A 6,751-nucleotide genomic window follows, 5' to 3' on the forward strand; every position below is an offset into this window, starting at 1 on the left:
TGGACGGCGTTGAAAGCGTTAGACGCGGGCGCGCACGGGACGCAGCAAAAACGCCGGAAGGTGCGAGTGATCGGCAGGCTCGGATTCGACCTCGCGCTGGGCGCGCCGCGGCTCGGCCCGGCCGATCGAGGGCACGCGGGAGGCCGGTGCGGGCGCTGGCGGTGTGAACGCTTCGGTCGCTGCCTGCGGCTGCGAGCCGGAGTTGCGCTCGCCTCCCTTGGCGTGGCGCGGCTCGCGTTCACTTTGGCGCGGCTCGCGCTCACCGTGGCGCGGTTCGCGCTCACGTCGCGGCTTGCGTCCGCCACGTGAACCTTCCCGCGAACCTTCCTTGACGCTTTCCCTGGAGCCTTCTCGCGCACCGTGGCGGGAGCCTCCGCGAGAACCTTCTCTGCCGCGCGCCTCGCGCGGCGGGTCGATATCGCCTGACGCTTCCGATCGCACGGAATAGTCGCCTTCCGCGCGGGGAATGGATTTTCCGATCAGCCGTTCGATCGCGGCCAGCGATTTGGTGTCGAGCGATGTGACGATCGAAATCGCGGTGCCGGCGCGGCCGGCGCGACCGGTGCGGCCGACGCGGTGGACGTAATCGTCGGGATGATGCGGCACGTCGAAATTGTAGACGTGGCTGACGGCGGGAATATCGAGACCGCGGGCGGCGACGTCGGAAGCCACCAGCAGCGGAATTTCGCCCTTGCGGAATGATTCGAGCGCCGCGGTGCGGGCCGACTGGTCCATATCGCCATGGAGCGCGCCGACGCTGAAGCCGTGCTTCTGAAGCGATTTGGCAACGACGGCGACTTCACGCTTGCGATTGCAGAAGATAATCGCGTTCTGAAGGTCCTTGGCCTCGCGCAGCAGGCGGCGCAGGATCTCGCGCTTCTCGTGTACCTCGCGCCCGCAGGCGACCTGGAATTGAGACACGCCCACAGCTGTCGTCGCAGGCTTGGAGACTTCGATACGTTCGGGATTGTGCAGGAAGGCTTCGCTGATGCGGCTGATCTCGGGCGGCATCGTCGCGGTAAAGAACAGGGTCTGTCGCGTGAACGGGACCAGCTTGCAGACCCGTTCGATGTCGGGAATGAAGCCCATGTCCAGCATGCGGTCGGCTTCGTCGATGACCAGGAGTTCAACGCCGGTAAGCAGCAGCCCGCCGCGCTCGGTGTGGTCGAGCAGCCGGCCCGGGGTCGCGATCAAGACGTCGACGCCGCGGGTCAATTTGGTGTCCTGATCGCCGAACGAGACGCCGCCGATCAGCAGGGCGACATTGAGTTTCTGGCCAATGCCGTATTTGTCGAAATTCTCTTTGACCTGGGCCGCAAGTTCGCGGGTCGGCTCCAGGATCAGGGTGCGGGGCATTCGTGCCCGGGCGCGGCCCTTTTCCAGCATGGTGAGCATGGGCAAGACGAAGGCAGCGGTCTTGCCGGTGCCGGTCTGGGCGATGCCGAGAACGTCACGGCGGGCCAGAACGTGGGGGATCGCCTGTTCCTGAATGGGCGTAGGGGTGGTGTAGCCGGTGGCCGCAACAGCGGCGAGAACCTTGTCGGAAAGTCCGAGATGGGAAAAAGACATTGAGCCTCTAGTCGACACCGCCGTTCGGAATCGAGGGTAATAAGGCTGTCGCGTTCAACCCCGAAACGGCGCGCTTTAAGAAGCTGGGGGCTCTGACTTACGCAGACGAGCGGCTAACCTTAGGGAATCGCGTGTCGATCCTAGGCCGCGTTGAGCCGGAACATAGGCGCGAAACGGCCAAAGTCAATCTGGGAACCACCGAAAAGGCCGAAAAAGCTTAATGTTTTCGCACAAATAACGGCCAAACCGTCATTTGGCCGTCAAATGCGTCGAGCTTGCCGAGCTTGCTGCCACGCGACCGGTCGCGCGCTCATACCCTATTTCCTTGTCGCCGCTTCCCTGAAGTCACCGGGCGTGATGCCCTGAACCGTGCGAAACACGCGATAAAACGTTGCGAGGCTGTCGAAGCCGCTGGCAAAGGCGATCTCGGCGATGGTCATGGCCGGCGCCTCGCGCAGCAGGCGGCGGCTTCGCTCGATGCGCAGCGCGGTGACGGTTTGCGAGAAGCTCATGCTGGATTCTTCGAACAGCACGTGCAGATGACGAACCGAGATCGCGAGCCGACTTGCGACGAACGCTGGCGACAGTTGCGGCTCGGCGATGTGGCTGGCCATCAATCGCCGCGCCAGGGACAGGCGGCCGGCCCGAACCGCGTACTGCGCCATCCGGCTGGTCGGCCGGACAACGCCGCGCTCGATCAGCGTGAGGTGCGTGAGCGTCCGCACCAGCGCCTTCGTTGTCGCCGGATCGCTGTCGTCATCCGCTTCGGTCAGGTCGGTGAAACAGGATTCCAGAAGCGGGGTGAGGACGGCGCGGTCGGTAAACGGTTTCGGGACGAGGTCGTGCAGGCCGGGTAGCGGCAGCAGAATGTCGGCCACCGGCACCTTCAGAATGCGAAGATCGAAACCGTCAGCGGCGATCGGGACGGTGTGGTAGGGCAGGTCCGAATAGCTTGTCGCAAACGTTCCGCCGGCGACGTGGAAGTCATCGACATTGCGGACCCTGAACCAGCCGCCGCCGCCAAGCTGCTCGCAGATGCAAAGGCTGTCGCTGGGTGCGCTGGCGATATCGGTCGCACTGCGCTCGACATGATAGCTCGAGGCGCGGAGGCCAATCAGGCCCGCAGAGCCGAACTTTCGAAGCGAGAATTCCCCGGCGAACTTTGGGCGGTGCTCCCGGTCGAGTTCGGCGGTCGCCCCAAAAAGCGCCTTGGAGCGCACCTCGCGCCAATAGTCGAAGCGGTCCTTCGGATCGACCTGATCGGTGGACCATCTAAAGGCAGAGGTACCCTGATCTCCAGGAGGGGCATAGGCGACCGGCGCCGGACGTGCCGCTCCTCGTATAGCCGAAATAGCCACCCCAGCATTCCTCCCCAAGATATGCCGCGGAGCGGCAAATCACCCGGGAATCATGCCACGGTGGGGTAATCCGGTCCTGATGGGACGGCGGTGACTTTCTGAAATTTCTCTGATATTCGCTGTGCGCAGCCCAGCCCCGAGAAGATTGCGGACACAAGTTGCTCTGTTTCGCCGGATTTGAACTTGACCCGGAACGCGCCAGGCTCCGCGGGCCCGGTGGCGAAGCGATCCGGCTGCGCCCGAAATCCTTCGACATGCTGCAACTGTTTGTGACCAACGCCGGGCGCGTTCTCAGCAAGCAGGACCTGATCGACGCGATTTGGCCGAACGTCCATGTCGGCGACGACAGCCTTTTCCAATGCGTCCGCGAAATCCGTGCCGCGCTTGGCGACGACCAGCGCCAATTGATCAAGCTGGTTTCCGGCCGCGGCTACCTGTTCGACGGGCAAGTGACGGTCGGGCCGGGCGTCCTTGGCGCGGCTGATGAAGCACAGCCTCCGGTCGCGACGGCCAACGCCGATCCTGTCGCCGCGGTGCCGCCGGCGCTGGCGACGGAGCCCGCCCGGAAACGGCTCCGGTTCGGCGTGCGCGCCGGGCTTGCAACGGCGGCCGGGCTCGGTGCGGTTATCGGCCTTGCCGTCGTCGCGCCGATCTTCGTGCCCGATTTCATCTTCGCGCGAAAACCCCCGGCCGTTGCCGCAGAGCAACTCGTTGGGGTGGGTGAGGGCCAGAAACTTGCCGAGTTGGCGGCGAGCGTGGCTGACCGCCTCAGCGCGGCCGTCAGCATTGCCGCCGCAGCACCGGTGCTCACGCCCGATTCCATGTTTCCACGAAAGTCACCGACCATCGCCATGATGCCGATCGTTGGCGTCGGCGACAGCCAGTTGGTTGCCGAGATGGCGGGGGACGTGACCGACCGGCTCACCGACGGCTTGGCCCGGATCGACAAGTTGCGCGTGCTGGCGCCGCGAACTCAAACAGCTTCGGCGGTGCCCCAGCCCGTCGCCGCGCACCCGGAAGCCGACTTCGTGGTGAGCGGCGAGTTGCGGTTGGAGGGCGGGGCCTGGACCATCCAGGCGCGCATGAGCAATGGCGCCACCGGCGAGGTACGCTGGACCAACTCGGTTTCGGTCGGCATCGAGAAGTCGGACATGACGCTTCAGCAGATCCGGCTCGCCGCCGGCGTCGGCCATCCGCTGGCGCTTCGCATCAATGCGATGATCAATGCCGGCCCGGCCGCGACCGACGACGAGCTGGCCGGCGGCACCGCCAAGGTCGTGATCGAGCAGGCGATGGCCTCGATCAACCAGACCACGCCGGAGCGTTTCAAGGCCGCGCAAACCATGCTGGAGAAAGCCATCGCGGCTGATCCAGGCAATGTCGACCTCGCCGCCGCGTTGTCCGCGCACTTGCTGCGCGGCATCCAGATGACCTGGTACAATCGGAGCGATGTTGCCGACACCCAGCGCGCCGCGCAGTCGATGCTCGAGCAAGCGCTGCGGGCGAAGCCGACCTACATCCCCGTGCTGGAGGCGTATTGCCGGCTCCTCAATGCGACAAACCAGTTCATCGAAAGCCTGGTGGCCTGCGGCAGGGTCTTGACCTTCGATCCCTGGGACGGGCTCGCGATCTACAATCTGGGCCTCGGGCAGCTTCGGCTCGGGCGGTTCGAGGATGCGCTGGCGACGTTCAAACTGGCCGAACAATTCGATACGCCGCGAACGGCGCGCTGGACCTGGTTGCTGGGAGCGGGACTGACCCTGGTGGTGATGGACCGCGACGAAGAGGCGATCCCATATCTCATGAGATCGATTGCGATCACGCCGGCCACCGGACGATCACACGCGGTGCTGGCGACAGCCTACCAGCGTTTGGGACGCACCGACGAGGCCAAGGCTGCCCTGGCCAAGACGATGGAACTGCGGCCCGGTTCGACCGCTGTCAACATCGCGCTCGACCCGAAGAACGCCAGCCCGCTTTATACCGAGGCCGCAAAACGCGTGGCTGATGTGCTCGTGGGGCTCGGCTTGCCGGATAAATAGCGCTTCTGCGGGGGCGGCTAGGTCCGCAATGTGAAATCGGGACAGCAATCCGGTCTGCGGGCGGATTGAACCGGCGGCACGGCTTTGCCGACTATGGCATGAGGCAATCGCAAGCGGTTGCGGACGATTTCGTTCAAGTGGGGAATTCGATGAGGCGCTGGTATTCCAGGTTTTTGGCGGTGACGGGCGTTGCCGCCGTTTTGGCTGTTTTCGCTGCCCCCGCTCATGCCGAAAAACGCGTCGCGCTCGTGATCGGCAATAACGACTACCGGAACGTGCCGAAGCTGCAGAAGGCCGTCAACGACGCCCGCACCATGGGCGACACGCTGAAGCAACTCGGTTTCACCGTTATGGTCGCCGAGAACCAGACGCGCCAGGCTTTCAGCCAGAGCCTGCTCGCGTTCGACAAGGCGGTCAGCAAGGGCGACACCGCGTTCTTCTTCTATGCGGGCCACGGCTTTGAGATCGCCGGCCAGAACTTCCTGCTGCCGACCGACGTGCCGGCGGCAACCGAAGGCCAGGAGGAACTGGTGCGCGACGCTTCCATCCTCGCGGACCGGATCATCGAGCGCCTGCAGAACAAGGGCGCGCGAACCGCCATTCTGGTGTTCGACGCCTGCCGCAACAATCCGTTCGAGCGCTCCGGCACCCGCGCCGTCGCCGGTGGCGGCGGCCTCGCGCCGATGACGCAATTGCCGGAAGGCGTGTTCTCGATATTTTCAGCGGGTCCGCGGCAGACCGCGCTGGACCGCCTGTCGAACGACGATGCCAATCCCAATTCGGTGTTCACCCGAACCTTTACCAAGGAACTGACGCAGCCCGGGGTCAACCTCGTGCAGGTCGCGCAACGCACGCGGCGGCTGGTCAGCGAACTGGCGGAGACCGTGCGCCACAAGCAGATACCGGTCTATTTCGACCAGATGGTCGATGACGTATTCCTGAGCGGCACGGCGAAAGCCGCGCCCGAGGTTGCCGTCGCCAAGCCTGCGGAGCCATTGCAGAAGGTTGCAGCGTTGCCGCCGGTGCACCGGCTTGCGCCGTCGAACGATTCCGTCAACGCGCCGATCGCGATGTTCTCGCGCCATAACAGCGGCTGGACCGTGGTGTTCTCGATCGCCGATCCGACGCTCGGGATTTCCTGGCGGATGGGCGAGGCCGGCGATTTCCGCGAGACCGGCTTCATCGACACGCTCGATCCGCGGACCCGCAAGCGGATGCCGAACCCGTCGATCGAGCTTCCGGCCGACGCGCCGGCCGCCACGATCCAGGTGCGCTATGTCGATACGTCAGGCGAAGTGCAGGGGCCGTTTCCGATCCGCTTCGATCCCGAGGCCGCGCTGATCCGCGACCAGCGCAAGGTGCTCGACATGACCGCGACCAGCTGGCTGTCGTTTCGCGAATACAACGGCCTCATGGTCTATTACACCCATCTGATGTCGTACCGCTGCGCGATCCGCGAGGTGCGCGTCGGCATCGACAGCACCGTGCCCGACCAGGTTCTGAAAATGCCGCCGTGCGATCCCAAGGATCCCAGTGTCATCCCGCGCGAGGCGCAGCCCTACCTCAAGCTTGCGCCGGCGACCAAGTCGGTTTCGGTCGAACTGGTCTACCGCGACGGCAGCGTGTCCGAGATCAAGAGCTTCCGGCGCTAAAGCGTTTTCGAGCGAAGTGGATACCGGTTCGCGTCAAGAAAACGTGTCAAATCAAGAATCTAGTGTCCTGAACCAAAAGTTCGTGGCATTTTAGACCTTCGCAGGCGAGTTGTAAGCGCAGAAGCGTTCG

The 6,751-nt window shown here is 64.4% G+C and carries 4 protein-coding genes; 2 read left to right on the forward strand and 2 right to left on the reverse strand.

The genetic code is table 11. The features are described from left to right. Positions 1 to 18: 18 nt before the first annotated feature. Both JQ574_RS23980 and JQ574_RS23985 read right to left on the reverse strand, forming a co-directional pair. Positions 19 to 1,569: a DEAD/DEAH box helicase gene (locus tag JQ574_RS23980; RefSeq protein ID WP_212206838.1), complete on the reverse strand. Its 1,551-nt coding sequence runs from the start codon at positions 1,567 to 1,569 to the stop codon at positions 19 to 21. A 317-nt stretch (positions 1,570 to 1,886) separates the two neighbouring features. Next, a complete protein-coding gene (locus JQ574_RS23985) occupies positions 1,887 to 2,927 on the reverse strand; it encodes an AraC family transcriptional regulator (RefSeq protein WP_312018273.1) in 1,041 nt (346 codons plus the stop codon). Between the two features lie 254 nt (positions 2,928 to 3,181). Between JQ574_RS23985 and JQ574_RS23990 the strand changes: the two genes are divergently transcribed. Together JQ574_RS23990 and JQ574_RS23995 are read left to right on the forward strand one after the other, a co-directional pair. Continuing rightward, positions 3,182 to 4,969 (forward strand): winged helix-turn-helix domain-containing protein, encoded by a 1,788-nt coding sequence (locus JQ574_RS23990; protein WP_212206839.1) that lies wholly within the window; start codon positions 3,182 to 3,184, stop codon positions 4,967 to 4,969. 149 nt (positions 4,970 to 5,118) lie between these two features. Then, positions 5,119 to 6,621 (forward strand): caspase domain-containing protein, encoded by a 1,503-nt coding sequence (locus JQ574_RS23995; protein ID WP_249119540.1) that lies wholly within the window; start codon positions 5,119 to 5,121, stop codon positions 6,619 to 6,621. Positions 6,622 to 6,751 lie beyond the last annotated feature (130 nt).

Source organism: Bradyrhizobium sp. AUGA SZCCT0158 (assembly GCF_018130065.1).
Classification (GTDB): Bacteria; Pseudomonadota; Alphaproteobacteria; order Rhizobiales; family Xanthobacteraceae; genus Bradyrhizobium.